Origin of the sequence: Leptospira montravelensis (assembly GCF_004770045.1) — a bacterium.
In the GTDB taxonomy this organism is placed as follows: domain Bacteria; phylum Spirochaetota; class Leptospiria; order Leptospirales; family Leptospiraceae; genus Leptospira_A; species Leptospira_A montravelensis.
Window position 1 is genome coordinate 443,590 of the sequence record NZ_RQFO01000016.1, and the last position, 24,912, is coordinate 468,501.

Here is a 24,912-nt window from a genome sequence, read left to right on the forward strand (position 1 = left end):
TTTAGGGGAAGTTCTTGGGTTTGGTTCTGAAAAATTTTTTTTTGACATAACTCGATATGGATATTTGGGTTTACTCTCTAATTAGTTTTCTCTACTTGAATCCATCTTGGATTCCAAAAGTGGTTCATACATCATCCAAGCAATATTTTCAGTTACCAATTCATCTTTCAAAATTTCCATTGTGTCCTTAGAGATTTTTTTTCTGCGAATGGTATTCCGTCTTGTATAACCTCCCCAAGGTTCCGCATGAAAACCATGATACGATTCGTAAACTTGGTATAAAAAAGGCAATTCTAGATCAGTTAGCCATTCCCCTTTTAAAAGATCATCCTCAATCCAAAGATGCAAAACAAACGTCTGTTTGGTTGTATTTTTGATTTGTAAGTCAATATAATTATAAGATAAGGTGGCACCTGATCCAAAAGGTAAAGTTCTTTCCGAATCAGGAAAAATATCAAAACTATGACGCCATCTCTCTTTCACTTCCAGCGGACTATGTAAGGTCATCCAATAAATCAAATTTGCCATTTGACAAAGGCCGCCGCCAGTTCGTTCGATAAAACTACCGTTCCTAAGTTGCATACCTGGCAAATACCCTTTTCTTTTCGTTGGTTTCCCTACTAAATACCAAAAGGAAAATACTTGATTGGGCTCTAATACCAATCCATCTAACTTAGAGATGGCGATATTTAAGTTCACCCTTTTATTCTCTTGCAGATACATGGGAACATCTTTTAGTTTTCTATAAATCGGAGACGAATGTTTAAAAATAGAAATCGGATATTTTTCTTTGAATTCCGTCGGAGCTGCTCGTTTTGTAGAAAATGTTTTTTGTTCACAAAACCAAACAAGATACCGTTTCCACTGAAAGTAAATTTTACCAAAAAACAAACGTAAGGTTCCCCGATGCACTTTTACGTTCATCCCAACGAGCGGTTTCTTTTTGAAACTAAAGTCCATTCTTATGTTTTCTCTTTATAAAATCAGGACGTTCTTTGTATGGATTTTTCCAAGACTTAGCTACTTGTAAAAGTTTTGAATTTCGTTTTTCTAACCATGACCGGTAAAGCTTCCAGTCCTTTTCTAAAACAAGTTGGTATTCACCCAAAGGTTGGATGGAAGAAAAAAATGGGATTTTGTTTTCGTCTCTACTAGCGAGTAAATTATCAAATCGGATTCCATATACGGCTCGGTAAATTTCTGTACCTTGGGGTAATTCAGAAATGGCTTTTGTATCAGGTTCGAAGGAAAGACAATCTTTACGAAACTGAAAATGATAGTATTCACAAAAACCGTGGTGTGCGATAAGCAAACCATTGTTTGGTACTGAAGCCATTGATTCTCCAGGAATCCACATTTGTTCATAAGAATATCGAAATGAATATGGATTAGTAAACATAGTAAAAATCCAAAGTCCAGTACTGACAGTCCAAACCATAATTTGAAATACATTCCAATGACTAAAAATTTGAGTGAGAAGAATCAAACTCAAAAGAATTCGGTATTGTATATCAGCAAAATGAAATATTGGAAACAATAATAAAAACCCAAAAAAAGCCAAGGCCCTACGCATTCGATAAAACTTAGGTTCTGATTTTCCAAATACCAAAAAGGCCCAATCCCAAAGAATCCCAATTCCAGCTAACGCAAACGCTGCGGTAATGGGAAAAATATAGTTATCACTATAAAATCTTCCATTCGGATCTTCGGGGAATAAAAAAGGTAGGAGAAAGGTTACAAACAAAATCACTGGATAGAATTTTTCAGGAATCTGGTAAAGAACTAAAACACCGAAACCAAGGAGAGCCACCATAGGATGGAACCAAAACGCAAATATAAAAAAGAAAACGGAAGTAATCCGTCGCAGTTGGAATCGATGGAGTGAAGTAAAAAGAAAATAAGAAGATGATGATGAGGTTGGTGGTGGTGTAGTTCTTGAGAATAATGATGTTATTGTTGGTATAGGAAAAGAGAATCCAACACTAAGAATTAAAAATCCCAAGGCCCAACTTTGTTTGGGATACAGAAAACCCAAAACAAAAACCAATATACTAGGTATTCCCAAAGAAAAGATTCCGAAACCTTTTTGTGCCTCCATCATTAGGAACCGAGACAGAAAAATGGAAATTGTTAACCAAGCAGCCGTTAGAATTTGAAATACAACTAAAGTTTCGTCGCTAACTCCAAAAATTCGAAATAACAAAGCTACGATATGAAATACAGGTGAATGGTCTGGTGAATGTAGTTTCCCTGATTCTAATAGAGAAACTGCTTGAACACCATACCAATAAATATCCTTACCAAACAATGGAATTTAGTTTGTAATTTGGACTTTTTTACCAATCAACTGTAATCCGTTGGCAGATTTTTTGACTGTCAAGGTATCGCCAAAGATTACTGTCGATTTTTCTTCTGTGGTTTCTGCATAAGGGCTATTGGAATCTAAACTTTGAGTGACGACCTTGTGATCCCTTCCAAAAATTTTGATTTTAGCTTCTGTTGCATTGGCATCAAGTAAAACCCAAGTTCCATCTAATACTCGTTTTTCGTTTACATCATCTTTCCAAATCACAAAGGAACCGTTAGAACGAAATACATAATCCAAACGTCCTTCCGAAACATCTCCAAAAACTGCTTTGTTTACGAATCCAGAAAGAATTGTATTTTTGGTTTTAGAAAGAACCGACCGTTTAAATTCGTCTGCATTTTTATCAACCACTGTAAATCGTTTTCCTGTTTCACCGAGTAAAATGATTTCGGCAATCACAGTGTCTTTCCAAGTTTTTCCAGGACGAACTTTTTGTATGGAAAATTTAAACTTTTTTCCTGTAAGTGTTTTTGGAAAAAAAATCCTTTGTCCTCCTTGTTTGTCAGCCACTTTGATCGTAAAAGAATCCGAATCATTGGATACAAGTAATTCTGTTACTGATCCATTTTTATGAAAAAGTGCATCTAACCTTTGATAACCGTTAAAGATCTCAATCCCTGATAAATCAATGTCATCCTCTAATTGAATTTCAAAGGACTCGCCAACTCCATCGGTGGGAACTCCTTCCACCCAAGCAAAATCGATACTACCATCAAACAAACTATATGCGGGATAATTTGGAAGTGTACTACTTGCAGTGATTTGTCCTGTGACCGGTTCAGGATACAATACATCTAATTTTTTCCCATTTTGGAAAAATGAAACCGTTTTGATTCCATTGGCAGAATCAGGTAATAAATAGATTACATGAACCCCATTGGATCTTATTTTTTGGGGAGTTTCTTTAGCGCAGTCAAAATTTGTCGCATAACTTCCATCCTTATAAAATGCTACGTATCCTTTCTTTTCTTGGCATTCGATAGCAATTTCGTTAAAAAAAGCACGACCATCTGTTTTTCCTGATTGGTTCCACTTGGCACCGTTGGAAAAAAATATCGTAATCCCATCTAAACTGGTTTCAGGTTTCCAGTACTTACCGGAAATAAATACATTGATCGGGCTTGTACCTTCAGCAGAAGATGCAGCTTGGATTCGTTCAATAACTACCGATTTTTCAATCGGACTATTTTTACAAAATATAACAAGAAATGCCAAAAGAGTTAGGATTATTTTTTTCAAAGGTTGTACCTCGACAGATACAAAGAATCCAAAACTCTTTCGACTGAGACAAGTAAAAAATTGACCGATCTTAGATCATTCCGCCAAATACTTTTTTGATTTCTTCACTTCGCATAGCACCTGAAATACGATGAATCTCTTTTCCGTTTTTGAACAAAATCATTGTAGGGATTCCTGTGATACCATATCTTCCTGCAATTTCTTGTTTTTCATCCGTGTTTACTTTGATCACCGAAACTTTCCCCTTCCAGTCTTTTGCCAATTTTTCTAGTTCTGGAGCCACCATTTGACATGGACCACACCAAGGAGCCCAAAAATCCACAAGGATCGGTTTGTCATGAGTTAGTACCAACTCTTCAAAGCTTTTAGGTAATTTTTCCGACATAAAATTAACTCCTGTGGATTAGACACATATACCCTGGCAGGTATATCGAAAATTTATGAAAATTTTACTTCCTATCGGTAACAATTTGAAAATGAACCGATATATCAGGTTTCTTTTATCTGTACTCATAAAACACAAACGTAAAGAATCGGTAGACAGACTCTTAAATTCAATGACCTTAGAACTCATATCAAATGAAAGTTTTGTTACCCAAAGTATTTGGTGCCGAAGAAATCCGAGAGTTTTTTATGAAATACGGCAAAACCACCAAACTAAAGAAAAAAGAAATTTTTGCTAAGAAGGGAATTCATTCTTATAGCGTTGGTTTGGTTGTTTCAGGCGGGTTTAAACTCATTTATAAACATGGGAAAAAAGAATGGATCAAATCCTTTATTTTTGAAGATGGACTTTTGGGAAGTATTCCAAGTATCTTTGAAAACCAACCCATTCCCTATTCCATCATTGCTATTGAACCAAGCGAAGTAATTGTATTAACGGTAAATGAATTCAAATCAAAAATGGAAAAAGAAAATGGTTATCAAAATTTTCTCATTCAATTTCTTTCCCATTTGTACTTAAAAAAAGAAGAACGGGTCGCAGATTTTTTACTACTAGAACCGGATAAAAGATACAAAAAGTTCATTCAGGAATATTCTTATGTGTTAGACCGAATTTCCCAAATAGACCAAGCTGCCTATTTGGGAATTACAAACGTGGCACTCAGCCGGATCAAAAAGAGGATTTTTTTAGAGAATCCTTAATTGCATCTAAGTATAGTTTGGTGAACTCTTCTCCTGAGAATGGATTTTGTGAAGTGACTAAGTTTCTATCCCTTGTGGCAAATCCACTTGCTGGAAAAATAGAAGATTCATACAACATTCCGCGTTCTTTTAATAACTCAGAAATTTTTCGAACTTTGGGTTTACCTTTCATCACAAAGGTTTCAATAAACCATTCTTCCATTTTGGTAACAGAATTCACATGGTAACCTTGAAACAAAAATCCTTCTCCATTGGGGCCAGAAGGCAGTGTGATTAACAAAGCGGGTGCATGACAAACTAATCCGATTTTTTTTTCCTGTTCTTGAAATTTTGTAAGTAAAATAGGAAGATTTGGATCATACAACAAGTCAGTCATAAGCCCTTGGCCGCCAGGTATGAGTAAACCCGTATAACTTTTGTTATTTTTTATCGCCAATTCAAGAGAGATTGGTTTTTGAAACGAAGAGAGTGAATTTAAAAAACGGATGGCTTCTTCTTTTTCTTCTTTCGAATTCCAATATTTATCTTTTAAACTTTCTGGATCCAGTGTTGATTTTTTCCCATTGGGAGTGGCAAACTCTAATGCAAAACCTGATTGATACAGACGAATGGCAGGGTAAAAAAGTTCGTTTAAAAATACTCCTGTAGGATGTTTATGATTTTCATCTAACAAAAGAGTATTGGCAGCACTCATTACGATTAATACTTTTGGTTTTGGTTCTGAGTTTGCAAAGATGGATGAATGGTTTACTACCATAGAAATAATCAATACCATCGATAGTAGGATCCTTTTAAAAAACTTAGAACGGCCGGGCTGGCATCGTTTTAAAATTTTGTTAGAGGAAAGAACAAAATGATTTTGGCTCCAAGTTGGATTTGGCATGGTTGTGGCTCTCATAATTTAGATTGAATGAGTCCTTTCCTAAAAAGTAGAGACTCTTCTAATCTAATAGAGGGCGCAAATCTTGGACTTATTTTTAACTTAAGTTAAAATTTCTAAAAAAACAATCCTACTCACCACCACATTAAATAACGCAATGTAGAGGATGGATAGAGATTTCAAGCACTCTCTAAAACAAATCGATGGTTTCAAAACCTTGTAATAACTTGATTTCTAATTTTTGTCCTTCCGAACGTTTTAAAATGGATTTCATGTTGGCATCAAAATCATCTCCCAATTTTAAATTGGGTTCTAGTGGTTCCGAAAGTGGTTTGAAAAAATTATCCCAATGGATAGGAATGATTAGTTTAGGTTTTAAAATTTCAATGGTTTGTTTGTAATACTCATCTTGAAAGGAAACTGGCTGTAGAGATATTTGTGCAATTCCCAAAAACAAAACATCCGCATTGAAATTGTCCAATGCACCTTTTACAAAGTTTGTACTACTTTTAATTAAAATTCTATTTTTTCCGTGTTGGATGAAAAAATCAAAAGTCCCACCTTCGATAAATTCCATAGCTTTTACGGGTTGAATGAGAGGTGTTTCAATGTTTGGATGATTGGGATCCGTTGCATTTGTTTTTCCAAGGATATGAAAAGGAGGAGTGTGTTTGGATTCCAAAACAGTGACGGTAAATTTTCCAATGGAGATAGGTTTTCCTAGTATAAACTTTTGCATTTGGTCTTGATTAAGCCCAGCACCTGTTCCTACATTAAGAGTGGAAGAAGAACCGTATAACTTCGCCTTCGTTTGTTTGGCGACAAACGGTGCATCCATCACATGATCATAATGAGAATGGCAGACAAAAATTGCCTTTAGGCGATTTATTTTTGCTCTTTCAATCACTGACAAAACTGTCAAAGGATCTGATTCAATTTTAGAAAATGCTGTTTTCCATAAGGACGGTCTTGAGAAAAATCCGTCGGTTAAAATTTGAGTTTCTCCGTCATCTAACAGAATAGAAGAAGTTCCTAAGAAGGTGGCCCTAACTTTTCCTTTTGGTATGGAACTTGTTCCACTACTATGTGGAAAGTAAGAATCATAATTTGTTAAATTGCCTGAAGGACGAAGAAAACAATTAGAATAAAATAGAATCAAAAAAAGATAGAATCCAAGTTTTGAAATTTTTTGGAGAGGGAATGGATTGGATTTTTTTGCCATAACTTGTAAAAATCAGACAAAGAAAGGTTGGTGGCAAACCTTTTCTCACTTTGTAATAAAATGGATTTTTAGCGAGAGGGATTTGCAGGACTTGGTCTCTGGTGGGCACAAGGTGCACAGCCAGAGACGGGAGCGTACGCGGACTCCGGAAAAGCCCGGGCCCTTGGGCCTCGCCCAAAAACAAACAAATCATTGTTTTGTTAGGATAAGATTCTTTTGGTTTTGTATATATCTTTGGAAAAAGTCAGAGTCTAAAGTTCAATATGAAATCGATCAATTCAGAATTACCAGTTGTTGTTACGGGAGGATCGGGATACATTGCGTCCTGGATCGTCAAATATTTGTTAGAAGATGGAAAAGCAGTAAGGGCCACTGTCCGTAGCCTCAAAGATAATTCCAAAATTCAACATTTGTTAGATTTAAAAGAAAAGTATAAAGACAAACTAAGTTTATTTGAAGCAGATCTAATGTTGGATGGAAGTTTTGATAAGGTTATCGAAGGTGTCGAACTTGTGATCCATACAGCGTCTCCATTTTTTGTGGCTGGGATCAAAGATCCAAAAAAACAATTGATAGATCCAGCATTACAAGGGACTAAAAATGTTCTTGAATCTTGCAATCGTAATTCGACTGTTAAACGAGTTGTTTTAACTTCCAGTGTGGCTGCCATTTTTGGAGATAACATTGATTCTTTACAAATTCCAAATCAAACCTTTACCGAAGAACATTGGAATACAACTAGTAATCTTACACATCAACCTTATGCTTATTCCAAAACTTTAGCAGAAAAAGAAGCTTGGGAAATTCAAAAAAGACAATCGAGTTGGGATTTAGTTGTAATCAATCCATCATTTGTAATGGGACCTTCTCTTTCCAAACGATTGGATGGAACGAGTGTAGAGTTTATGAAAAATATGTTAACAGGAGTTTTTCGAACCGGAGTCCCAGATACAAAAATGGGATATGTAGACGTAAGAGATGTAGCAAAAGCACATATCTTAGCAGGTTTTACTCCAAAAGCTGAGGGAAGACATATCACTTCCGCAGAAGTGATACCAATGTTAGGTGTCGCAAAAATCATTAAAGAAAAATTTGGAAAGAAATATTCTGTTCCCACTGGAACTCTACCTAAGTTTCTCGTTTATTTAATTGGTCCATTTTTCGGATTATCTTGGGGATACACAAAAAATAATATTGGCCAACCTCTTTTCTTAAACAATGAGTATAGCAAAACAAATTTAGGATTAACCTATCGACCGTTAACTGAAACTTTTGCGGACCATGTCAATCAGATGGAAAGTGCGGGATTGTTATAAGATTTAATTTACAACTGTTCTGAACATTGGTGAAACTGCGAAGTTTTCTTTAGAATTTTTGAAGAGATTCGATTTCCAAGAGACAAGAGTTAGATTTTATGGTAGGAGTTGGGCCGGGAATGAACCCCCACAAGCCCGCCTCCACCACCCATTCAGGGTGGGGGCCGAGACTAAGCGCACGAGACATAATATGCAAGCCTTACTTTCCCATCCGTTCCAACAAATCGAATTTTTACAGTCGGGGACACCTAAACAACAGGCTTTGGCAAAGGATTTAGAAGATTGGAAAATTCTAAAATCCTTACATGGTTTCAAACCGACGCTAGCCGGAACCATTCCTTTGGATATCGATACGGATACAAGTGATGTGGATATCTTAGTAAAATTTAATATCCCTGCCCATTTACAAAAAATTTGTTATGCTAAGTTTCGCAATTTACCTAACTATAGTTTTTCTGAAAAAACCATGAATCTTCGAGTAACACTGGTTTGTCGATTTGAAACTAAAAAATTCCAATATGAAATCTTTGGTCAATTTGAAGAACCAACTGAACAATATGCTTGGATACATATGTTGGTAGAAAATCGGTTTTTAACATTGGCAGATCCAACATTCCGAGAAGAAATTCGTAATTTAAAAAAACAAGGAATCAAAACTGAACCAGCGTTTTGTAAAGTTTTAGATTTAAAAGGGGATCCCTATAAGACCCTACTCCAATGGAATCAAAAAACCGATGAAGAGTTTCGAGAGTTATTATTACAAAGGGGATTTCAAACCATTCCAAATTGACGAAAGGTTAAATTAATTCTTGGTCGTTTGACCTTTATCGCTTTTGGAAGAGAATGTAACCAAAATCTTTGGATGACATCTTTCATTAAAAGTAAACTTCCATGTTCTAATTGTAATTCCACTGGTTCATTTGTTTTTTTATGTTTGAATCGAAAGATTCGTTCGGCTCCCAAACTCACAGACGCAATGGTAGAATTGGGACGTAAAGAAGTTTCATCATCGCTATGCCAAGCCATCCCTTCACTTCCATCATGGTATAAATTCAAAAGACAGGAATTGAATTTTTCTTTGGAGGCTATCTCCACTTTGGATTTTAAATCTAAAAGGCCAGGTGACCAAGGTAGTGCTGTTTTTGTAGTTCCTGAATACCTGTAAGAAAATCCTTTTTCCGCATACCAAGCCACACTTCGTTTGGTGGTGATGTGTTTTCCATAGAGAATGGCCTCATCTGGTTTCCATTCGATCCCTTCTAGAAAAGAGTGAAATGTCCGATTTGCTTCCTCTGTGGGGAGAAAATCAGGGATGTACAACAAAACCCCGTCATAAGGTAAAAGATTTTCTGAGTCAGTTCTTTGAAACAAGTGCATGGATTTCGAAATCGGCTAATTTATAAAAAGTAATCCACTGTTATTTTTCTCCGACTGACCCAAGAAATCCAATGAAAATCGATACCGACTGGCAAAACCGTCTAAAATTTTAGTTGGTTTCCCTTGGAGACCAAGGAATCTATACACGTATGACCCCAACACGCACGATTCAATCTTTCATCGACGCTAAAAAGGAAAACCAATCTCCTTCGGAAGAAGTTTGGAACTCACTCAAAGGTTACAGAAAGTGGAACGAACCAGAACTCATTGGGCTAAGAAATGCCTCTGGTTATTATCCTGATATTTATTTTGAAGAAGGAATGGATGAAACCATAGCCAAACTACTAGCAAAATTCAAAGAGAGAGTTGTTCCGCATAAATTTTAATGAATCCAAGCACCCCTAAAGTTTTATACCAAGAAGCAAATCCTTACGGTTCTTTTACTGCCTTTTTAGAAGATGATGGAAGAACCATTTATTTATACTTACAATCACATAACAACCCTGAGTGGCCGATGAAAACACTTTGGGTGCGTAACTTAATTGATGCCCCCGACGCACGTGTGGAGGAAGATTTTGATGCCGGTCTTGCCCCAGTACTCACAAAATCTGAAATTACCGAGCCAACTGCACAAAGTTCACTCACAGAAGATCAAATTCATTTTATTTGGTCAGAAGAAGGTGATGCCGTGGCCTTGTTTGTGGATGAAGAACTACAAGCATATCTTCCTTCTTGGTCAGGGATCAAAGGGATTCATGGTTACGCAAAATTTGCAAAAGAAGAAGCTCCTACTGCCTCTCCACTTGGTGATCCAGAAAACGGTGTGATTGCCGAACGGGTGAGGACCAATCGTAAATTTTGGGAATCTGTTGCGGAAAAAGATCATTGGAAGAAAGCACAAAAACTAAGATTGGATTTTTTAGAATCTAAACTTGGCAACCATGAAAAGTATTGGTCTGCTGATGGAGGAAAGTATCCTTCTTTAGGAATTGCTTCCTTTTTACCAAAAGAATTTCCAGGGATCAAAATCTTTTCTACCATTGGGATGAGTGTTCAAAACCAACCATCCATTGAACTCTATCATAAAGATTATGAAAACTTTTCAAGGATCGAACTTGTATTTGCCATCCAACTTCTAAAAGATACAGAAGATAAATCAGAAACATGGATCCAACATGTTCTTGGTGAAATGGTAAAGTTCCCTTGGAACACAGGAATTTGGTTTGGACATTCACATACCATTCAAAATCCAAGAAAAGATCCCGATCAACTCTATCTAGACTTCAACTGGTTCGTTCTACGTAACGTCACAGACGAAATAGAGCAAGGTTCGAAGGAATCATTACCAAACCTTCACGGACTCATCACAGAGAATGGGAAACGCGCTAATTTTCTTGTATTAACTCCCATCGCTACTGAAGAAAGAATTTGTTTTATGCGAGAAGGTTCTGCAAAATTTTGGGAAACATGGAAGAAAGAAGGATATAGTTTCTTTCACGACAGCGAACGAAGGATGTTAGAATTCTAATTTTCTAGAATTTAATTTTAAAAAAATCCGATTCAAACTCTAAAATCTGACCGTTACTCTAAATGATATGGCAGAGACGTATACAAAGTACTTCAATTTAGAGTTTGAACCCTTTTCTTTAGAACGAATCCTCGAAGAAAGACAAGATTCTTCCGGATTTTTCCTCTCTACCGTATTCCAAAAGCGGTTTTCAGAAGAAGTGAACCTGAAACGTCACGAAGATCAGAAACTTTGGATCCAAACAAAAAATCTGCGTTACGTTGTTTTAGATGGGATTCAGAAAATTTCTGATGAAAATGGAAGACTCGAACCAACCAATATCCTCTACTTACTTGTATTTTTTGATTTTAATTCCATCACTGAGTATGGTTTCGAAGATGTATGCAACGTACTGATGAAACGATATGATCTCCCTTCTCTTATCTTAAAAATGCCTGATACTGACCATTTAGAGATCTGGGGTAAGGACCATTCACGTAAAAGTTATAAAAACGTAGTGCATCCAAATATCGAATCACTAATGAAAGCACTCTTTGATTCGATCAATAAGAAGGATCATTTCCAATTTATTGGTATGGAAAGAGCTAATTCAGATAAAAAATCGGGATTTTTGATGAGTCGAAGGGGTTTTACAAGAGCAATTGCCTAATTTTTCTCTGAACATACCTCTTTAAATGAAAAAACCCGCAGGTCTTGCGGGTTTACACAAATCTTTCTTCGATAAATCGAAGGAAGAATTAAATCTAAGTTATTTCTTAGATTTTTTCTTTGCAGCTTTTTTCTTAGCGGCTTTCTTTTTTGCGGCTTTCTTTTTAGCAACCATTGTGATCGTCCTTATCTTTTGATTTCAAATCACGGCTGTCCTTGGCAAACAGAGAGTGAATTGATACGACATAATTAAATCAGATCATTTTAAATGTAAAGAAATTTTATTTTTTGCATGAATTTTTATTCAAAATAAAAAAACAGACTAATACTCATTCTACGGAACATTGATGACGATCTTACCTATTGTTTGTCCCGATTGAAATGTACTGAGTGCATCATGTATCGAATCAAACGTAAACTCATGTCCTATTGTTTGTTTTGGTAGTGATAACATCATTAAATCGGAAAAATGTTTTCGAAGTTCATCAATTTCATTCCATAACCATATTAAATTGAATCCCATCACCGATTTATTGTCTGAAATCATGGATAATGGATCAATTTTTGGTCTAGTGAGGTAAGAATATGCAATCGATAACCAATTTCGGTATGAATGTGATGGTGTGAAGTTCGCACTACCATAAGTAACTAGCCTACCCATTGGTGATAAGAGATCATAACTGTCCTGAAAATAATGACCACCTAAACATTCTAAAACTATTTTTAAAGGATGATCTGATAAAATTTTCTGCATCTCTTGTTTAAAATGAGGAGACCTAATGAGAAAATAATCATAACCAACCTCTTTTAAGATCGAAAACTTAACAGAATCACCTACAAGACCAATGGTGATTGCTTTTTTTTTCTTAGCAATGTGACCTGCCATGATTCCCACGCCACCAGCAGCACTATGAATGAGAACATGATCTCCCTCTTTCACTTGTCCCAGTGGAACAAGAGCATAGTAAGCAGTGAGTGCTTGTACAGCAAAAGCTGCACCATCTTGCATTGACCAACTCTTAGGAAGTGCAAATACAGTTTTTTCTGAAATGTTAAGATGAGTTGCGTAAGCTCCGAACCTTGTCACACCAAACACAGAGTCTCCAACTTCAAAATCCTTAACTTTTTCGCCTATTTTTACGATTTTTCCCGCAAATTCCAAACCAGGTATGAAACTTCCTTTGGGTGTTGCTGAGTACAAACCATAAATCGAAAATACATCTGCGAAGTTAAGCCCAATGGCTTTCACTTCAATCGTAACTTCATCTCCTTCAGGTGGTCTTAAAGGTTCCTTTTTACGATGAAGGTTATCGATAGATCCGGTTTTTTCGATGCGGTAGACTTCTCTTAACATAATATCTTAAAAAAAATTCAATTCCATAACGATGAAACCATTTTTCAATGGTTCCAGAGTCTGAACGAGAGAAAGCCGTGGAACTAAAACAAACCCCTTTACATACAATTCATAAAGAAATGGGAGCCAAGATGGTTCCTTTTGGCGGATGGGACATGCCAGTTCAATATACTGGAATCATCCAAGAACATTTAGCCACAAGATCTGCTGCGGGACTCTTTGATGTATCCCATATGGGTGAAATTTTTGTCACAGGAAACGAAGCTGATGTTCTTTCTTTTTTAGAATCAGTCACTTGTAACACAATTACTGGGATGAAAGTAGGCCAAGTGCAGTACAATGCAGTGGTAAATGAAGATGGTGGGCTTGTGGATGATATCACTGTTTATAAATTCAGTAATTCAAAGTATATGATTTGTTCGAATGCATCCAATTATCCAGCAGTCACAAAACATTTAGAAACATATAAGAAAGGGAACGTTACTGTTGTTGATGATAGTAAAAACTGGCATCAAATTGCATTACAAGGCCCGAAAGCAGATGAAATTTTTTCTAAATATCTTGGTAAGGACTTAAGTTCTATTCTTTATTATCATTTTGAAGAAATGAATTGGAAAGGAGAAACCATCATTGTATCTCGCACAGGTTATACGGGTGAAGATGGATTTGAAATTTATACATCGAATGCACTCGGTGTCAACATTTGGAAAGATTTATTAGAAATTGGGAAAGATTTTGGTTTGGTTCCCGTAGGTCTTGGCGCACGAGATACACTAAGATTGGAAGCAAAATACCCGCTGTATGGCCATGAATTGAATGCAGAATGGACTCCTGTAGAATCGGGAATCAACTTTATTGTGAAAGAAAAACCTTCCCCGTACTTGGGATATGAAAGGATCATCGCTGACAAAAAGAACGGCCCCAAACGAAAAGTTGTGGGAATTCGCCTCATGGAACCTGGGGTTTTACGAGAAAATTTCCCCATTTTCTCTAGTGATGGGAAAGAAATTGGCAAATCTACTTCGGGAACCCATTCACCCAGCAGGAAAGAATCCCTGGGACTTGCCATTCTCGAGACCGAATTCGCCAAAAACCAGATGGAAGTATTTGTGGAGATTCGTGGACAAAAGAAATTGGCTAAAGTGGAGACTGGCGCTTTCATCCAAGGCAGTGTTCGAAACAATCGCTAATCGAGAGTAAAAAAGAAGAGGAAAAATCATGGCAGATACACAAGCAAAAGACGGATATTATTATACGGAAAAACATGAATGGGTCAAAGTCGAAGGTGAGGTGGCTCTCATTGGAATCACTGACTTTGCACAAAATGCACTGGGTGATATTGTATTCATCGACCTTCCGAAACCAGGAAAACAAATCAAAGCTAAAGATAGTCTTGGAACCATTGAATCAGTAAAAGCTGCTGAAGATTTGTATTCACCCATTTCTGGTGAAGTGTTAGAAACCAATGCTAGTCTTGGATCCAATCCAGCAGCAGTGAATGCGGAACCATTTGATACTTGGATGGTAAAATTAAAAAACATCCAAACATCTGAACTCGGAAATCTTTTATCCGCAGCGCAATACAAAGAATACGTATCTAAATTAGATTAATAGGAGTTTTTCTAAAGTGAGTTCCCAAAAGCCTACATCACCTCTCCAATCCCCTTACGAAGAAACATTAGAACCAAGTGATACCTTCCTCCGTCGCCATGTCGGTGTGACAGAAGAAACGGTTTCTTCGATGCTTAGTACCATTGGTTATAAGGCTTTGGATGATTTAATCAACGATGCGGTTCCGGAAAACATTCGGTTAAAAAAGGAACTCAACTTACCAAATCCGATTGGAGAATACGCTCTCCAAAGAGAACTAAAGAAAATTGTTTCTAAAAACAAAATCTACAGATCTTATTTAGGACTTGGATATTACTCTTGTATCACACCAGCGGTAATCCAAAGAAATATTTTGGAAAACCCAGGTTGGTATACGGCCTACACTCCGTACCAAGCAGAAATTGCACAAGGTCGTATGGAAGCACTCATCAACTTCCAAACCATGATCACTGATTTAACAGGAATGGAAATTGCCAACGCCTCTCTTCTGGATGAAGGAACCGCAGCGGCAGAAGCCATGAACATGCTTTTCTCTTTAAAAGAGGATTCACAAGGAAAATCATTCTTTGTATCGCAATCAGTTCATCCACAAACATTAGATGTGATCCGCACTCGCGCGATTCCTCTTGGAATCAATATTGTTGTGGGATCTTTCAAAAAGATGGTTCCTTCCAATGATTTTTTTGGAGCGATTGTACAATATCCATCCACTGATGGAACCATATTTGACTTTAGTGAATTTATCGAAAGCCTACACAAAGTAGGAGCCAAAACCGTTGTGGCTGCGGATCTTTTAGCACTTACGATTTTAAAAGCACCAGGTGAGATGAATGCCGACGTAGTTGTCGGAACCACGCAAAGATTTGGATTGCCACTTGGATTTGGTGGACCACATGCCGGATACTTTGCTACCAAAGAAGAATACAAAAGAAACATGCCAGGTCGCCTCATTGGTGTATCAAAAGACTCTCAAGGAAAACCTGGTTACCGCCTAAGCCTCCAAACACGAGAACAACACATTCGTCGCGACAAAGCAACATCTAACATTTGTACAGCGCAAGTATTACTTGCGGTTTTATCTTCCATGTATGCAGTGTATCATGGACCAAAAGGTTTAAAACAAATTGCATCACGAGTCCACCGGATGACAACAATCCTTGCCACTGGTCTTGAAAAACTCGGATACAAAATCATTTCTAATCCTTATTTTGATACCATTCGTGTGGAACTCTCTAAAATATCTTCAGCAGAAATCATTCATTATGCAGAAGAAAGAGAAATCAATATCAGACAAGTTTCTGGTCATGTGATCAGTATTTCCCTAGATGAAACTACGAATCTAAAAGACATCAAAGATCTTCTAGAAATTTTTAATGAAAACAAATCACTTCATTTCCAACTAGAAGACTTAACTTCAAAAGAAGAATGGAAAATTCCGGAACTTTTGGAACGGAAATCATCTTATCTAACTCATCCTGTCTTCAATAGTTTCCATACAGAAACAGAAATGTTACGATACATTCGTCGATTAGAATCAAAAGATTTATCTCTGACTACATCCATGATTGCCCTTGGGTCTTGCACGATGAAACTCAATGCATCGACTGAGATGTATCCTGTGACTTGGCCTGAACTTTCCAATATCCATCCTTTTGTTCCTGAAAATCAAACCGAAGGATATAGAACTCTTTTTAGCCAATTAGAAAAATGGCTTTGTGAAATCACTGGTTTTGCGGAGGTTTCACTACAACCTAACGCTGGTTCGCAAGGAGAATATGCAGGTTTACTTGCCATTCGTAACTTCCACCAAAGTCGTAACGATATGCATAGAGACATTTGTCTCATTCCTATCTCGGCACATGGAACCAATCCCGCATCCGCAGTGATGGCAGGATTCAAAGTGGTTCCAGTGAATTGTGATTCCAATGGAAACATCGATGTAGATGACCTAAAGAAAAAAGCAACCGAATACAAAAACAGTTTAGGTGCCCTCATGGTCACTTATCCTTCCACACATGGTGTGTTTGAAGCCTCCATCAAAGAGATTTGCCAAACCATCCATGACAACGGTGGGCAGGTGTATATGGATGGAGCCAATATGAATGCCCAAGTGGGTCTCACTAGACCTGCTGATATTGGTGCTGATGTTTGTCATTTAAACCTTCATAAAACTTTTTGTATTCCTCACGGTGGTGGTGGACCTGGTGTTGGGCCTATTGGTGTTGCGGAACACTTGGCACCATTTCTACCAGGACATAGTCTTGTGGAAAATGGATCGAATAACAGCCAGTGGGCGGTATCTGCTGCTCCTTGGGGATCTGCATCCATCATCGTAATCTCTTGGGCATACATTGCCATGCTTGGATTTGAAGGATTACAATTTGCTACAAAGATTGCCATTCTCAATGCAAACTATATTGCTAAAAAATTAGAGTCTTCTTTCCCAGTTTTATATCGTGGAAACAAAGGCCTTGTAGCTCACGAATGTATTTTGGATATGCGCGGATTCAAAAAAACAAGCGCTGTCGAAGTAGAAGATATCGCCAAACGATTGATCGACTACGGATTCCATTCGCCTACCATGTCCTTCCCTGTCCCTGGAACTCTTATGGTAGAACCTACAGAATCAGAATCAAAAGAAGAACTCGACAGGTTCATTGATTCTATGTTAGCCATTGCTGGAGAAATCAAAGACATTGAGTCGGGAGTTCTTTCTAAAGAAGACAACCCTCTTAAAAATTCTCCTCATACGGCAGATATGGTCATTAGTGATTCTTGGAACCATTCCTATCCAAGAGAACGAGCCGCTTACCCATTGCCTTGGTTAAGGACACGTAAATTTTGGCCAAGTGTCGGTCGTGTGGACAATGTGTACGGAGATCGTAACTTAGTTTGTTCTTGTATTCCTATGGAAGACTACGCCGTTTAGAAAATTAAGGAAAAGAAAAACAAATGTTTTATGAAAAACATGTATTTGTCTGCGAAAACCAAAGGGCACCCGGCGAACGGGTGTCTTGTGGAAACCAAGGTTCCATCGAACTACTAAAACTACTAAAACAAAAAGCGGCCAAAGCAGGAATTGAATATAAGTTCCGAGTCCAAAAATCCGGTTGTTTGGATCGTTGTGAACTTGGCCCCATCCAAGTATCTTACCCGGAAGGGAAATGGTTTGCTATGAAAACCGAAGCGGATGTAGAAACTATTTTAGAATTTTACCTAAAAACCAACCAACCGGAAAAATACAATCACCTAATCGTTGTAGATGATACCGTAACGGAAGAGAAATAGAGAATAAAGATACTGTTTCTGTATTGAAGTTTCTAAACTTCATTTAGTATTCGATATTCTGATTAAACTTTTTCTTTTAATTAAGAGACGTGAGTAAATTCTCCACCCATTTTTTATCCATTACCATTAATCGATTCTTTTTTAAATTTTCTTTCACAATCCATTTGACATGTTTGTTATTACATTTTGCAATTTTTTCAAAAGCGATTTTGCCCTCTTTTGGAACAGACACAATCGCCACACTCCATCCATAACCAAGTGTTTTCCGTAAAGTAGTTTGGTTTTCAGAAAGTTTCCCATCAATTTGATCAAAGTTCATTGTAAGCTCATAAAGAATTTTTATTAATTCAATATTAAACGATTTTTCCTTTAAAAGTTTTGGTTCGCATAACGCTGCCACAATCGTACGTTTTTCTAAATCATTTCCATTCATCCATTTTTTAAGATTAGCAAGTATTTCCACCTTGTTGTTTTCTGCTATTTCTTGGATACCAATGGCAACAGACTCTCTAATTCGCCAGCTACTGTGAGAAACATATTTCCTTATAAAAGTTAATGTTTTTTTAATATTCTTAATATTTAATATACAATAACTCACAATTCCACACATAACTACAAATTCTTCTGGAGAATTACTCAATTCATCATTATAAAAAGATAAACATTCATTAACTTCCCTTTCGTTTGCATTTTTTGAAAATGAATACAAAAGTTCCAAATTGCCTCTGGGACCAGGTAAATGAGAATTCTTTAAGAGATATTCAATTTTTGCTATCATATAGATTTAACGGAAGCGAAACTGATTGATTATTTTTATCATAGGATGGTGATGACTCTTTAAATTATAAGGCTAGAAGGAAAACAAAACAAGTAAGATTATCTATTTTATTCCTAAGTTTGATTCGATTATTTAATTATTCTAAAATTCCATCTATAACAATGACTCTAAAGAAAAGCCTTGGTAATAAGGTGAACTTTCGAAGAAATATTTTTTCGTAGGTGATCGATGTGCTCGCAAATTTCAGTAAGGTATGATAAAAGGAAAACATTGGGTGGCGGGTCTAGTTCCCCACCCTACAATCGGGCGGGGATTCCAATATCCCTTCTGTACTACCCCAAAACTCCCACAATTCCGCCTTGACCAAAAACATCTTTCCCGTTCTCTTTGCTCCACCTATGAAAAAAATTTCGCGTATCATAACGATCATCATTCTATCTTTAGCAGGAATTCTTGTAGTGTTAGTCACGACTATTTATGCATTGAGTTCCGCTCGTATGAACAAAACATACGAAGTGAAACCTGTTCCTATCCCTAAATTTTCCAAACTAATTGACCTCGCAGAAGGAAAACGTCTCTACCAATCCAGAGGTTGTGGAGATTGCCATGAAGTTGATGGGCGTGGAAAAACCTTTATACAAGATCCTGCCATCGGAATTCTCTCTGGCTCTAACCTAACAGCCGGTAAAGGTGGAGTTTTAACTGACAGATCTGATGAAGAACTGGCCATCGCCATCCGGCATGGTGTCGGAAAAAATGGTAAACCTTTAATATTTATGCCATCCACCGATTTCCAAGGAATGACCAACGAAGATGTTGGTAAATTGATCTCCTATCTCAGATCCACTCCTTCAATTGATAAATCACAAGGTGAAGTCAAACCAGGACCACTGGGTAGGTTTCTTTTTTTAATGGGAGAAATTCCGGTTTTTGTATCGGCCGAAATCATCAATCATGAAACCATTCATTTAACAAATATTACACCTTCCGTCTCCATAGAATATGGAAAATATGTTGCATCCACATGCTCTGGTTGTCATGGATTTAGTTTAAAAGGAGGGCCTATTCAAGGTGCACCACCGGAATGGCCGCCAGCGCAAGATATCAGCAAAAATGGATTAACGAAATATACAGAGGCAAACTTTGTCCAAACCATCAGAACAGGAAAACGTCCCGACGGTTCAGAAATGAAATTTCCAATGCCTTGGAAAAGTTTAGGTCAACTCACGGACACTGAACTCAAAGCACTCTGGTTGTATTTACAAACGATTGAGTAGATCATCATACTTATTGATTTAACCTCATTTTTCTTTTGTAAAACTCAGTTCCGTTCCATTGTCAAAATCTTTGATGGATTGGAACTGAGCCAAAGAACTACCTTCTAATGATTTAGATAATTCAAACAAAAACCCAATTGTTTTTAAAGAATGGCTACCGGGTGTCCACGATCCTTTAAATTGCTGAATTTCTTTTTCATTTAACTTTAATTTAGCGGTAAAATCTTGTCCGTTCCCTAAAATTTCTACCCAAACCGTTTGTGGACCAGATTTTGAGTTCCAATACATAGAAGACCATTTTCCCACAAAAGAAGTTGGTAATTCTTCCAATGACATAGCTCTTTTTTTCATTTGGGTTTTGGGTTCATTCCAAAATACAGAAACCAAATTGGAATCCTTCGATTCAGAACCAAATTCCGATTTAGATCTAACAGAATATAAAAATAATTCACCTGAACTTCCCGGAAAAGTTTCGCTATAGGAATTTTTTTTACCTTCTACTGCCGCAACAAATTCAAGTTTACCTACCTTTCCACTCCCTTTTAAGTATTTTCGATAAACATAATATTCAAAACTATCTTTTACCGAATCCCACTTCAAAGTTACAAGTTTATCTTTTCCAACAGAATTCGAAGTCAGCCGTTTCGGAGGGTTTAGTGTGACTCCACCTGCTCTTTTTGTGAGTCCAGGATCTGTTTTTCCAAATGCAACCTCACTTGGCTCTGAATATCCTAGGTCGTTTGCAGATATAACCGTATATAAATATGGCTTTCCATTTTGGATTAATTGGTCGGTATCTGTGTAACTTGTTCCGGTTATCTCAAATTGGCCAGTAGGTTCCGCATTTTCGTCAAAACGATATAAATAATAAATCTTTGCACCTGGTGCCGCGCTCCAATTTAAAACGATTTTATTTGCAAAATCTCCACTAGACGCTGTTAAATGACTCACTTGATTTGGTAATAAGTTTTGATCAGCAACATCAATGGCAACAGATTCACTCCAATCACCAGTTGGTTTGGACTGCGCGATAGCACCCACTCGATAAAAATTGGATTCACCAACTCTCGGAGAAGGATCGGTAAAACTTGGTATCTTACTTGTCCCTATTGTTTTCCATTTTAGAGAGGAATCTGATCGCGAGATGGAATAACTTGTCGCCCCATCCAATTCAGACCAACTTAATTCTACATTTGGTGCTGATCCACTTACATAAACTACAGCGGTGAGTCCCACTACTTGACCAATATTTCCATTTGAATTTGAATCAGAAGAAGTAAATCCTTCTACATCCAAAGATGCAACCGACACTTCCTCTGTTCCAACAGAAAGAATACGATATACATAAGTAGAGTTAGGCGAAACTGAGAGATCAGTAAAACTTGGTTTGTCCGAATAACCTAAATCATAAAATTCAGATTCTTCTTTTCTTTGTATTAAATAGGCGACAGCCAAATCTTGTTGATTCCAAGTTAAAACAATTTTTGAATCAAATTCCCCTTTTGATACTTTAATTTCCGTAGGAGGAGAAATTGGTTTTTTAGCTGGGCTCACATTGACTGTTGGTGCATTTTGTGTTGCCGGTTCGTCAATTATGGCATAAGTTTCTTGTCCTACTTTTGCAAGCATGGAATAAGAAACCCAACCAAATCCTTTGTCTCCCCAATTGGTTCCCCAAGAGTTTTGTAATTTAAAAGCCCCTTTTTTCCCTGATTTCGATTTTTTATTATCATCGTAACCAACAATCGTCATGGCGTGACCACCATAACTTTGTCCCCCATTTTCATCATAAATGGCAGAACCTTTTAATTTATAAAAGGCCTCATCTATGATCATTCCTACCATCACAACATTTTTACCAGCTAATACTCGTTTGATCTCATCTGGATTCTTAAAGTTAAGTCTTGAGAAAGATTTAATTTTATACTTTAGGGCTTCTTTTTTTGAAGATGGAGAAGGTTGTGTTAGGTAATCTTTATCAGAATAAGGCATACTACTCCAAGGAGCAGCACCATTAGACTTTAGAAATTCCATTGTTTTATAATAATATAAACCTTTATCTTCGCCGCCATTTTGTTGGTTGTAAATAAATGCAGGTGAAAAAACAAAGTTTCCCTTTCCACCAGCAAAAGGAGGATCATAATCTGGCGCCTGTCCTTTGTTTTTTAACAAATAGGATTTGATCGCATAACCAGTCGCCCATGCCACGCAACTATTTTGTCTTCCTTGGTTTCCAACAGGTGGCATCATGGAAGATAAATCGATAGATTTCGGTAACTCTTCAAAGGAATTAAAATCTCTTTTAAGAGGGATACTATCTTGAATTTCTTTAGAACTTGGAATGTAACCACAGGAGAATGTGCCTGGTTTACAACCAGGAGACCGAACACTACTTGGATCAAATTCATCTGCAAAGATTGCACTTGTAAGAAATAGGAACAGTCCTATCCATTTCCAATTTCGATTTAGTTTCATGGTTTCATCCTCTCAATTATTTTTATGATACTATTTTTCTGTGTCCATTCCGGTTGGTTACGATCTTCCAAAATATAATAAAACTTTGATTTGGTGGAACCCAGTTGAAACGAAACAAAGTTATAACTGACACCTGTCATATGTTCTTTGGGAGAGTTTTCGACTGGCAGTTGGTTGATTTCCCATTGGAATAGTGATTCCATCCATTTTTGATATATTTGCGGTGAAATTTCTTTAGATTCATTGATTACCAATTTCCCTTTTTCTATCACACGACGAGATAAAGTGATTTTTTTTTCTCCCGCTACAAGTTGAAATTGTTTTGCAAATCGAAACTCAGGCGCTACCGCTCCAGAACTTTCATCCCAAACAAGTTTCATTGGGATCCAGTTGCCTTTCTGATTTATAAGTTTTACTGTTCCGTTTTTCTTTGGTTTGGACTTTTTTAGTTTTTTTGTTTTCTCCTTTTTATGAGAATCAACTCCGGTGGGGTGATTTGGGACAGTTTTACCATTCGACTCCGCATTCATTCCTCCTCCCGTCAGAACAAGAGAAACAATTAATAGAAATATATTGATAAAAGAAATCAAGGTGGATCGATCACATCTTGTTTTCTGAAGAAAACAAGACATTTTTCATTCTAAAACAGTGTTCGAAAGTTATAAAAAATGATTCACTAAATGAATGTTTATTAACTACTTCCTATTTCTGCTTTCAGCCATTTTTTCTCACCGATCGACTTCTTCATGTTTTCTATGAGAGCAACTGTGATGTTGGTATTCAATTTTACCATATCAGGATCTTGGGCAATGAGTATCATTTCATCAATGATGTAATCAATTAAGTTCTCAATTGACTTTCGTCCTGATGGATCAGTGGCCATTGCTACCGTCGCTTGCGAAACCGCAGAATAAATCGTTAAACTAATTTGTTTGGTTAGATTCGCCTGCATGTCTTTGGGAAGTAACGATATGGGTTTCATATTTGCAGAAACTCGTTCAGAAACCTCTGTCACCAAATTTTGAATTAATGCTTGTAAGTTGGGATTTTGAGCTGACTTGGCAATATTTTTGATAGCCACTTTTTTTAATTCATCTCGATTTTGATCAATGGCATTCACGAGTTGGTCAAGAGAGTTTCCCGACTTCACTTCATTTTGTGTTTCGGTCAAAATTTGAATTGTAACAATATCAGAAATTTCTTCTTTGATGATATTGGAATAATATCGCAAAGTTTTACTAATCAAATCGTTTCCTAAAATGCGCGTGAATTGATTGGTTTGTAACATCAAATAAATTTTATAAACCCGAACCAAACGGAAAAAACGGAATGTAGCAACAGGAATAAGTCCGAGTACATCATACCAATGGTAAATCGGATATAAAAACCAAGCGATATAAGTTTTATTACGAATGGCAATGAGCCAACTTATGATAAATTCTGCCAAAAAGAAAAAGAGAAAAGGGGCATCTAACAACAAATAGTTGTTAACTGGACTTCCATCGGAGGCAATGGCCCTGTAGTAATTCAAGGCAAAATATTCTCTAAAATGAGAATTAAAAAAATCTATTTTTTGTTCGAGGGATCTATTTTGGTCTCGCCAAAACCAAGCAAAGGCCACCACCGTAGATGGAATGCGATCCCTGTTTAAAACTGGATCTAGTTCTTGTCTGAGTTTGATATCACGAGCCTTTGTTTTATGAGTTTGGTATTCGGTTTTAATACTGGTTTGGATTTCGTTCAAAAATTTTGTTTGGCCAGACATCGCAAATGGATTGGTTTCCACAATCTCTAACATCCGTTTGTCCATCTTTTGGAAAATTGCTAAAATTTCTTTGGATTCATTTGCCTCAACACTCAAACGGTTAATAAAGGCATATTTTTCTGAAAGTTCACCAAGAATTGTGATTTCATCGGTTTCTTCTAATACATTAAAAAAATCATTGAGTTGAACAAGAGTATCTTCCACTTTTTTTCTGCGGACTTGGACATCTTCAATTTGAATGGCAGATTCAAAAGTAAGGTATAAGGAATCAAACTTCTCATTGGATACTTGTGATTTTAAAGATGTTAATGTTTTATAAATTTCTTCTCTTGTGATTTTTCTTTGGTTTTCACGAAAACTATCATCGCGTAGTTGCGTTAAGTATTTTAAATCATCCACCAAATCAGTGTAAGCTGTTGTTGTCCGATGAGTTTCAATTCCTAAAATTGGTTTGTCGTAAAGTTCCAAAATTTCAGGAAACTTGTGAAAGTAAAACGGTCGTAAACTCAAATAACTCAAATCAAAAATGATGAGAGCTAAATTCCCAAGGACAACAAAAACCATCGTTATGTCCCAGAGTAATGGAATTCCTAGTTTGTGTTTTTTGATTAAATCCCAAGAAATCATAGAGTCACCAAGG

Annotated in this window: 24 protein-coding genes; 12 read left to right on the forward strand and 12 right to left on the reverse strand. The window is 36.8% G+C overall.

All coding sequences use genetic code 11. The features are described from left to right. Positions 1 to 81: 81 nt before the first annotated feature. The 4 genes from EHQ31_RS12365 to trxA form a co-directional block, all read right to left on the reverse strand. The gene (locus tag EHQ31_RS12365) at positions 82 to 960 is read right to left on the reverse strand and encodes a VanW family protein (protein WP_135573274.1); all 879 of its coding nucleotides are present in this window, start codon (positions 958 to 960) and stop codon (positions 82 to 84) included. Beyond that, complete coding sequence (locus EHQ31_RS12370) at positions 950 to 2,308, reverse strand: hypothetical protein (RefSeq protein ID WP_135573272.1); 1,359 nt, start codon at positions 2,306 to 2,308, stop codon at positions 950 to 952. Before EHQ31_RS12370 ends, EHQ31_RS12365 begins: the two co-directional genes overlap by 11 nt. A 6-nt stretch (positions 2,309 to 2,314) precedes the next feature. Beyond that, complete coding sequence (locus tag EHQ31_RS12375) at positions 2,315 to 3,607, reverse strand: discoidin domain-containing protein (protein WP_135573270.1); 1,293 nt, start codon at positions 3,605 to 3,607, stop codon at positions 2,315 to 2,317. Positions 3,608 to 3,677: 70 nt separating this feature from the next. Next, a complete protein-coding gene (gene trxA, locus EHQ31_RS12380; protein WP_135573268.1) occupies positions 3,678 to 3,992 on the reverse strand; it encodes a thioredoxin in 315 nt (104 codons plus the stop codon). A 194-nt stretch (positions 3,993 to 4,186) separates the two neighbouring features. On the opposite strand from trxA, the gene EHQ31_RS12385 reads away from it, so the two are divergent. Next, a complete protein-coding gene (locus EHQ31_RS12385; protein WP_135573266.1) occupies positions 4,187 to 4,753 on the forward strand; it encodes a Crp/Fnr family transcriptional regulator in 567 nt (188 codons plus the stop codon). Here the strand turns inward: EHQ31_RS12385 and EHQ31_RS12390 are convergent. Together EHQ31_RS12390 and EHQ31_RS12395 are read right to left on the reverse strand one after the other, a co-directional pair. Beyond that, on the reverse strand, positions 4,722 to 5,636 hold the full coding sequence (locus EHQ31_RS12390) for a DJ-1/PfpI family protein (protein ID WP_135574088.1): 915 nt from the start codon (positions 5,634 to 5,636) through the stop codon (positions 4,722 to 4,724). The genes EHQ31_RS12385 and EHQ31_RS12390 overlap by 32 nt on opposite strands. A gap of 187 nt (positions 5,637 to 5,823) precedes the next feature. After that, positions 5,824 to 6,855, reverse strand: coding sequence for an MBL fold metallo-hydrolase (locus EHQ31_RS12395; protein ID WP_135573264.1), 1,032 nt, complete (start codon positions 6,853 to 6,855; stop codon positions 5,824 to 5,826). A gap of 263 nt (positions 6,856 to 7,118) precedes the next feature. On the opposite strand from EHQ31_RS12395, the gene EHQ31_RS12400 reads away from it, so the two are divergent. Next, complete coding sequence (locus EHQ31_RS12400; protein WP_135573262.1) at positions 7,119 to 8,171, forward strand: SDR family oxidoreductase; 1,053 nt, start codon at positions 7,119 to 7,121, stop codon at positions 8,169 to 8,171. Positions 8,172 to 8,361: 190 nt separating this feature from the next. Beyond that, positions 8,362 to 8,961 (forward strand): DUF4269 domain-containing protein, encoded by a 600-nt coding sequence (locus tag EHQ31_RS12405; RefSeq protein WP_135573260.1) that lies wholly within the window; start codon positions 8,362 to 8,364, stop codon positions 8,959 to 8,961. Here the strand turns inward: EHQ31_RS12405 and EHQ31_RS12410 are convergent. Continuing rightward, positions 8,943 to 9,548: an alpha-ketoglutarate-dependent dioxygenase AlkB family protein gene (locus EHQ31_RS12410; protein WP_135573258.1), complete on the reverse strand. Its 606-nt coding sequence runs from the start codon at positions 9,546 to 9,548 to the stop codon at positions 8,943 to 8,945. The genes EHQ31_RS12405 and EHQ31_RS12410 overlap by 19 nt on opposite strands. Positions 9,549 to 9,697: 149 nt before the next feature. Here EHQ31_RS12410 and EHQ31_RS12415 point away from each other — a divergent pair, with 149 nt between their 5' ends. The 4 genes from EHQ31_RS12415 (at position 9,698) to EHQ31_RS18825 (ending at position 11,921) form a co-directional block, all read left to right on the forward strand. Continuing rightward, positions 9,698 to 9,934, forward strand: a complete 237-nt coding sequence (locus EHQ31_RS12415) for a hypothetical protein (RefSeq protein WP_135573256.1) — start codon at positions 9,698 to 9,700, stop codon at positions 9,932 to 9,934. Further along, positions 9,934 to 11,076 (forward strand): suppressor of fused domain protein, encoded by a 1,143-nt coding sequence (locus tag EHQ31_RS12420; protein WP_135573254.1) that lies wholly within the window; start codon positions 9,934 to 9,936, stop codon positions 11,074 to 11,076. The genes EHQ31_RS12415 and EHQ31_RS12420 overlap by 1 nt, the downstream gene beginning before the upstream one ends. A gap of 67 nt (positions 11,077 to 11,143) precedes the next feature. Then, the gene (locus EHQ31_RS12425) at positions 11,144 to 11,725 is read left to right on the forward strand and encodes a hypothetical protein (RefSeq protein ID WP_100734930.1); all 582 of its coding nucleotides are present in this window, start codon (positions 11,144 to 11,146) and stop codon (positions 11,723 to 11,725) included. 25 nt (positions 11,726 to 11,750) lie between these two features. Next, positions 11,751 to 11,921, forward strand: a complete 171-nt coding sequence (locus EHQ31_RS18825) for a hypothetical protein (protein WP_167481661.1) — start codon at positions 11,751 to 11,753, stop codon at positions 11,919 to 11,921. A 137-nt stretch (positions 11,922 to 12,058) separates the two neighbouring features. Here EHQ31_RS18825 and EHQ31_RS12430 read toward each other — a convergent pair whose 3' ends face one another. Further along, complete coding sequence (locus EHQ31_RS12430) at positions 12,059 to 13,078, reverse strand: synaptic vesicle VAT-1 family membrane protein (RefSeq protein ID WP_135573252.1); 1,020 nt, start codon at positions 13,076 to 13,078, stop codon at positions 12,059 to 12,061. Between the two features lie 47 nt (positions 13,079 to 13,125). On the opposite strand from EHQ31_RS12430, the gene gcvT reads away from it, so the two are divergent. The 4 genes from gcvT to EHQ31_RS12450 are packed head-to-tail and all read left to right on the forward strand — an operon-like array spanning position 13,126 to position 17,977. After that, complete coding sequence (gcvT, locus tag EHQ31_RS12435) at positions 13,126 to 14,268, forward strand: glycine cleavage system aminomethyltransferase GcvT (protein WP_135573251.1); 1,143 nt, start codon at positions 13,126 to 13,128, stop codon at positions 14,266 to 14,268. Positions 14,269 to 14,296: 28 nt separating this feature from the next. Next, positions 14,297 to 14,689 (forward strand): glycine cleavage system protein GcvH, encoded by a 393-nt coding sequence (gcvH, locus tag EHQ31_RS12440; protein WP_135573248.1) that lies wholly within the window; start codon positions 14,297 to 14,299, stop codon positions 14,687 to 14,689. A 16-nt stretch (positions 14,690 to 14,705) separates the two neighbouring features. Then, positions 14,706 to 17,618 carry an aminomethyl-transferring glycine dehydrogenase gene (gcvP, locus tag EHQ31_RS12445; protein WP_135573246.1) on the forward strand — a complete coding sequence of 971 codons (2,913 nt, stop codon included), beginning with the start codon at positions 14,706 to 14,708 and terminating at the stop codon, positions 17,616 to 17,618. Positions 17,619 to 17,641: 23 nt separating this feature from the next. After that, positions 17,642 to 17,977, forward strand: coding sequence for a (2Fe-2S) ferredoxin domain-containing protein (locus EHQ31_RS12450; RefSeq protein WP_135573245.1), 336 nt, complete (start codon positions 17,642 to 17,644; stop codon positions 17,975 to 17,977). A 76-nt stretch (positions 17,978 to 18,053) separates the two neighbouring features. Here EHQ31_RS12450 and EHQ31_RS12455 read toward each other — a convergent pair whose 3' ends face one another. Beyond that, positions 18,054 to 18,695 carry a hypothetical protein gene (locus EHQ31_RS12455; protein ID WP_244247372.1) on the reverse strand — a complete coding sequence of 214 codons (642 nt, stop codon included), beginning with the start codon at positions 18,693 to 18,695 and terminating at the stop codon, positions 18,054 to 18,056. Between the two features lie 557 nt (positions 18,696 to 19,252). On the opposite strand from EHQ31_RS12455, the gene EHQ31_RS12460 reads away from it, so the two are divergent. Continuing rightward, positions 19,253 to 20,032: a c-type cytochrome gene (locus EHQ31_RS12460; RefSeq protein WP_135574086.1), complete on the forward strand. Its 780-nt coding sequence runs from the start codon at positions 19,253 to 19,255 to the stop codon at positions 20,030 to 20,032. 24 nt (positions 20,033 to 20,056) lie between these two features. Here EHQ31_RS12460 and EHQ31_RS12465 read toward each other — a convergent pair whose 3' ends face one another. The 3 genes from EHQ31_RS12465 to EHQ31_RS12475 are packed head-to-tail and all read right to left on the reverse strand — an operon-like array spanning position 20,057 to position 24,899. Next, the gene (locus EHQ31_RS12465; protein ID WP_135573241.1) at positions 20,057 to 22,507 is read right to left on the reverse strand and encodes a C1 family peptidase; all 2,451 of its coding nucleotides are present in this window, start codon (positions 22,505 to 22,507) and stop codon (positions 20,057 to 20,059) included. Then, the gene (locus tag EHQ31_RS12470; RefSeq protein ID WP_244247373.1) at positions 22,504 to 23,139 is read right to left on the reverse strand and encodes a permease; all 636 of its coding nucleotides are present in this window, start codon (positions 23,137 to 23,139) and stop codon (positions 22,504 to 22,506) included. Before EHQ31_RS12470 ends, EHQ31_RS12465 begins: the two co-directional genes overlap by 4 nt. A 59-nt stretch (positions 23,140 to 23,198) precedes the next feature. Continuing rightward, entirely contained in the window at positions 23,199 to 24,899 is a 1,701-nt protein-coding gene (locus EHQ31_RS12475; RefSeq protein WP_135573239.1) for a hypothetical protein, read from the reverse strand. Positions 24,900 to 24,912: the final 13 nt, after the last annotated feature.

What these genes read in the sequence shown, in the direction of transcription:
- EHQ31_RS12365 (WP_135573274.1), bottom strand. Translation starts at nt 960, where the DNA reads ATGGACTTTAGTTTCAAAAAGAAACCGCTCGTTGGGATGAACGTAAAA.
- trxA (WP_135573268.1), bottom strand. Translation starts at nt 3,992, where the DNA reads ATGTCGGAAAAATTACCTAAAAGCTTTGAAGAGTTGGTACTAACTCAT.
- EHQ31_RS12385 (WP_135573266.1), top strand. Translation starts at nt 4,187, where the DNA reads ATGAAAGTTTTGTTACCCAAAGTATTTGGTGCCGAAGAAATCCGAGAG.
- EHQ31_RS12390 (WP_135574088.1), bottom strand. Translation starts at nt 5,636, where the DNA reads ATGCCAAATCCAACTTGGAGCCAAAATCATTTTGTTCTTTCCTCTAAC.
- EHQ31_RS12395 (WP_135573264.1), bottom strand. Translation starts at nt 6,855, where the DNA reads ATGGCAAAAAAATCCAATCCATTCCCTCTCCAAAAAATTTCAAAACTT.
- EHQ31_RS12400 (WP_135573262.1), top strand. Translation starts at nt 7,119, where the DNA reads ATGAAATCGATCAATTCAGAATTACCAGTTGTTGTTACGGGAGGATCG.
- EHQ31_RS12405 (WP_135573260.1), top strand. Translation starts at nt 8,362, where the DNA reads ATGCAAGCCTTACTTTCCCATCCGTTCCAACAAATCGAATTTTTACAG.
- EHQ31_RS12410 (WP_135573258.1), bottom strand. Translation starts at nt 9,548, where the DNA reads ATGCACTTGTTTCAAAGAACTGACTCAGAAAATCTTTTACCTTATGAC.
- EHQ31_RS12415 (WP_135573256.1), top strand. Translation starts at nt 9,698, where the DNA reads ATGACCCCAACACGCACGATTCAATCTTTCATCGACGCTAAAAAGGAA.
- EHQ31_RS12420 (WP_135573254.1), top strand. Translation starts at nt 9,934, where the DNA reads ATGAATCCAAGCACCCCTAAAGTTTTATACCAAGAAGCAAATCCTTAC.
- EHQ31_RS12425 (WP_100734930.1), top strand. Translation starts at nt 11,144, where the DNA reads ATGGCAGAGACGTATACAAAGTACTTCAATTTAGAGTTTGAACCCTTT.
- EHQ31_RS18825 (WP_167481661.1), top strand. Translation starts at nt 11,751, where the DNA reads ATGAAAAAACCCGCAGGTCTTGCGGGTTTACACAAATCTTTCTTCGAT.
- EHQ31_RS12430 (WP_135573252.1), bottom strand. Translation starts at nt 13,078, where the DNA reads ATGTTAAGAGAAGTCTACCGCATCGAAAAAACCGGATCTATCGATAAC.
- gcvT (WP_135573251.1), top strand. Translation starts at nt 13,126, where the DNA reads ATGGTTCCAGAGTCTGAACGAGAGAAAGCCGTGGAACTAAAACAAACC.
- gcvH (WP_135573248.1), top strand. Translation starts at nt 14,297, where the DNA reads ATGGCAGATACACAAGCAAAAGACGGATATTATTATACGGAAAAACAT.
- EHQ31_RS12450 (WP_135573245.1), top strand. Translation starts at nt 17,642, where the DNA reads ATGTTTTATGAAAAACATGTATTTGTCTGCGAAAACCAAAGGGCACCC.
- EHQ31_RS12460 (WP_135574086.1), top strand. Translation starts at nt 19,253, where the DNA reads ATGAACAAAACATACGAAGTGAAACCTGTTCCTATCCCTAAATTTTCC.
- EHQ31_RS12465 (WP_135573241.1), bottom strand. Translation starts at nt 22,507, where the DNA reads ATGAAACTAAATCGAAATTGGAAATGGATAGGACTGTTCCTATTTCTT.
- EHQ31_RS12470 (WP_244247373.1), bottom strand. Translation starts at nt 23,139, where the DNA reads ATGTCTTGTTTTCTTCAGAAAACAAGATGTGATCGATCCACCTTGATT.
- EHQ31_RS12475 (WP_135573239.1), bottom strand. Translation starts at nt 24,899, where the DNA reads ATGATTTCTTGGGATTTAATCAAAAAACACAAACTAGGAATTCCATTA.